Below are 4285 nucleotides of genomic sequence, written 5' to 3' on the forward strand. Positions count from 1 at the left end.
GACCGCCCCCGACCAGCCCCGGTACGTGCTGTTCACCTCGGGCTCGACCGGCCGCCCGAAGGGCGCGGTCGTCGAGCACCAGGGCATGCTCAACCACCTCTGGGCGAAGATCATCGACCTGGAGCTGACCGGCGCGGACACCGTCGCGTTCACCGCCCCGCTCGGCTTCGACATCTCGATCTGGCAGATGCTCTGCCCGCTCCTGATCGGCGGCCGGATCGACGTGATCGGCGACGAGGTCGGGCACGACCCGGCCGCGTTCGCCCGCGCCGTGGACGACCGCGGCATCACGGTCGTCGAGCTCGTCCCCACCATGGTCAGGCACCTGCTGGACGACCTCGCCCCCGGCTCGCTGACCGGCCTGCGCTGGATGATCGCCACCGGCGAGGAACTGCCCGCCGAACTGTCCCGCCGCTGGCTGGAGGCGATGCCGCACGCCCGGCTCCTCAACGCCTACGGCCCCACCGAGTGCTCCGACGACGTCACCCACCACACCGTGACGGCCGGCGACCTGGAGCTCCTGCGGCTCCCGATCGGCACGCCCATCGTCAACGCGCGCCTGTACGTGCTGCGCGAGGACGAGGGGGCCTGGTCCGCCTGCGACGTCGGCGAGACCGGCGAGCTGTTCGTCGGCGGCGTCGTCGTCGGGCGCGGCTACCTCGGCAACGACGAGCGGACCCGCGAGGCGTTCTACCGCGACCCGTTCGACCCGGCGTCCCCGACGGGCCGCCTGTACCGGACGGGCGACGCGGTGAAGCTGCTCCCTGCGGGCGCGGGCGGCGAGGACCGGCCCACCCTGCAGTACCTCGGCCGCGTCGACCGGCAGGTCAAGATCGCCGGGGTGCGGATGGAGCTGGGCGAGATCGAGGCGGTGCTGCAGCGGCACCCCGGGGTGCGCGCCGCCGCGGTGGTCGTGCACGAGTACCCCGCCCGCTGACGATCACACTGCGTGACCGGTGTGGGCCGATCCGGTTGTCAACCTTTGTCATCCGATGAGCGTCGCGGCGGCGGTGACCCGCGGCGCGGGCCCGCCGTTTTGTCACTCCCGTTAGCAATGCGACCGGCCAACTTCTACTTATGAGGGGATTGCGAGGCATGTGACAGGCTGGTTGACTGTGACCTCGCTACTCCTGAGTAGAACACGGGTCGAGGGCGGTTCCGGTCGAGCGCGGAAAGCGGCGGCGCTCTGTATTGGCGGGAACACAGGGCGTTGACTCCGGGAAAGTGCGGGCCGATCGCGTTCCCGGCGCAGGCTCGGGGTGAAAGGGGACGGGGCAAGCCCGATCAGTTCTGTGGTCATGCTTTTTGAATTTCTGCCCGCCGGTGCCCTGCCGGTTCCGATGCCGGGCGTAAAGGAAATCCCCTTCGACCGGGAAAGTGCTGCTTGATGCCCACCGAGTACGTTCCCCTTTCGGCCGCTCAGCAGAGCGTCTGGTACGCGCAGCAGCTGGCGCCGGAAACGCCGATTCACATCGCGCAGTACATCGAGATCGAGGGACCGCTCGACCACGCGCTGTTCGACCGCGTCGCGCGGCTCGGCGCGCACGAGGTGCTCGCGATGAACGCGCGGCTCGTGGAGGCGGACGGGGCCGTCCGCCAGGTCCTCGACCCGGACGCCTCCGTGTCGATCCCGCTCGTGGACCTGTCCGGCGAGCCCGACCCGGACGCCGCCGCGCGCGCGTGGATGCGCGCGCGGCTGGCCGAGCCGCTGCCGCTGGACGGCGGGCGGCTGTTCAGCACGGCGCTGCTGCGGCTCGCGCCGGACCTGCACCGCTGGTTCATCCGCGCGCACCACATCATCCAGGACGGCTTCAGCGGCCCGATGATCAGCCGCCGCGCCGCCGAGGTCTACACCTCGCTGTCCGCCGGCGGCGCGTACGTCCCGGCCGAGCTCGGCGACTACCGGGCGCTGCTCGCCGAGGAGGAGGCGTACCGGGCGTCGGAGAAGTTCGAGCGGGACCGCGCCTACTGGACCGAGCGGTTCGCCGACCGCCCGGCGGCGGTGTCGCTGGCCGACGGGACCGCCGAGCCCACCGCCGACTACCGGAGCATGATCAGCGTCGTCCCGCCCGCGGAGAGCGCCGCGCTCGCGGCCGGGGCCCGCCGGCTGCGCACCGCGACGCCGGGCCTCGCGATCGCCGCGACCGCCGCGTACGTGGCGCGGATGACCGGCGCCGAGGACGTGATCCTCGGGCTCGCCGTCACCGGCCGCACCACCCGGCTGGCGATGGAGACGCCGGCGATGATGTCGACGATCCTGCCGCTGCGGGTCCGCGTCGGCCCGGACATGACGGTCGACGACCTGGTGCGCGCCGCGACCCGGGCGACCGCGCGGGCGCTGCGGCACCAGCGCTACCGCCGCGACGACCTGGTCCGCGACCTGAAGCTGCTGGGCGAGCGGCACCGGCTGTACGGGCCGGTCATCAACATCATGGCGTTCGACTACCGGCTGGACTTCGCGGGCCTGCCGGCGCGCATGCACGCCGTCACGACCGGGCCGGTCGACGACCTGTCCATCAACGTCTACGACAACTTCGACGGCGCCGGGCTGCGCGTCGACTTCGAGGCGCACCCGGACCTCTACACCGAGGACGAGGTCGCCGCGCACCTGCACCGCTACGTCCGGTTCATGCGCACCCTCGGGGACGTGGACCCGGCGACGCCGCTCCGCGACGTGGAGCTGCTGGACGACGCCGAGCGGTCCCGCGTCCTGCACGAGTGGAACGACACGGCGCTGCCGGTCGCGCCCGCCGTCGTCCCGGAGCTGTTCGAGGCGCAGGCCGCCCGCACCCCGGACGCGCCCGCCGTCACGCACGCCGGCACGACCCTCACCTACCGGGAGCTGGACGAGCGCGCCGGCCGCCTCGCCCGCCGGCTGATCGCCCGCGGCGCCGGCCCCGGCGACTTCGTCGCGCTCGCCCTGCCGCGCGACGAGAACCTGGTCGTCGCGGCGCTCGCCGTGCTGAAGTCGGGCGCGGCCTACCAGCCGATCGACCTCGCCTACCCGGCGGACCGCATCGCGTTCATGCTGGACGACGCGTCCCCGGCCTGTGTCGTCACGGCCCCGGGCACCGACCTGCCCGGCGCGACGCCGCGCCTGGAGCTCGACCCGTCCTCCCTTGACACCCCGCCCGGCGGAGACACCGCCGCCGCGGCCGTGACCGACGCGGACCGGGTCCGGCCGCTCCACCCGGCCGACGCCGCCTACGTCATCTACACCTCCGGCTCCACGGGACGTCCGAAGGGCGTCGTCGTCTCCCACGCCGGCGCCGCCGACCTGTGCGCGTGGGCGGAGAAGGACTTCGGCCCGGAGCGGCTCGCCCGCGTGCTGTTCTCCACGTCGCTGAACTTCGACGTGTCGGTGTTCGAGTGGCTGACGCCGCTCACGATGGGCGGCCACATCGAGGTCGTCCGGGACCTGCTGGAGGTCGGCGAGCGCGGCGGCTGGTCCGGGACGCTGGTCAGCGGCGTGCCGTCGGCGATGTCGGCGCTGCTCGCGGCGGGCGCCCCGGCGCTGGAGGCGGGCGACGTCGTCCTCGCCGGCGAGGCGCTGCCCGCGAAGCTCGTCCACGACCTGCGGGCCCTCCTGCCGGACGCCCGCATCGCCAACATCTACGGCCCCACCGAGGCGACCGTCTACGCGACGGCCTGGTTCGACGACGGCAACGCCGCCGGCCGCGCCCCGATCGGCGGCCCGATCGCCAACACCCGCGCCTACGTGCTGGACGCCTCGCTCCGGCCCGTCCCCGCCGGCGTGCCCGGTGAGCTGTATCTCGCTGGCGCGGGCCTGGCCCGCGGCTACCTGGACCGGTCCGCGCTGACCGCCGAGCGGTTCGTCGCCTGCCCGTTCGGGGAACCCGGTGAGCGGATGTACCGCACCGGCGACCTCGCCCGCTGGAACGCCGCCGGGCAGATCGAGTACCTGGGCCGCCTCGACCACCAGGTCAAGATCCGCGGCTTCCGCATCGAGCTGGGCGAGATCGAGGCCGCGCTCAGCCGACACCCCGCGGTGGGCCAGGCGGTCGTGGTGCCCCGGGAGGACCAGCCGGGCACTCCCCGGCTGATCGCGTACGTCGTTCCGGCCGGACCCGTCGACTCCGACGAGCTGCGCCGGTTCGCCGCCGAGACGCTGCCCGCGTACATGGTCCCGGCGGCGGTGGTGCCGTTGGACGCGCTGCCGCTGAACCCGAGCGGCAAGCTCGACCGGGCGGCGCTGCCCGCCCCCGACTTCGCGGCGCGGGCGTCGGGCCGCGCGCCGCGCACCCCCGCCGAGACGCTGCTGGCG

The 4285-nt window shown here is 73.8% G+C and carries 2 protein-coding genes; both read left to right on the plus strand.

What is annotated here, in order from left to right; genetic code table 11:
- On the plus strand, positions 1–937 hold a 937-nt coding region (locus tag ETD96_RS41900; RefSeq protein ID WP_138642035.1), incomplete at its 5' end, for an AMP-binding protein.
- A 450-nt stretch (positions 938–1387) separates the two neighbouring features.
- Positions 1388–4285: amino acid adenylation domain-containing protein (locus tag ETD96_RS41905; RefSeq protein ID WP_138642036.1), on the plus strand; the 2898-nt coding region annotated here is incomplete at its 3' end.

Source organism: Actinomadura geliboluensis (assembly GCF_005889745.1).
GTDB classification, from domain to species: domain Bacteria; phylum Actinomycetota; class Actinomycetes; order Streptosporangiales; family Streptosporangiaceae; genus Spirillospora; species Spirillospora geliboluensis.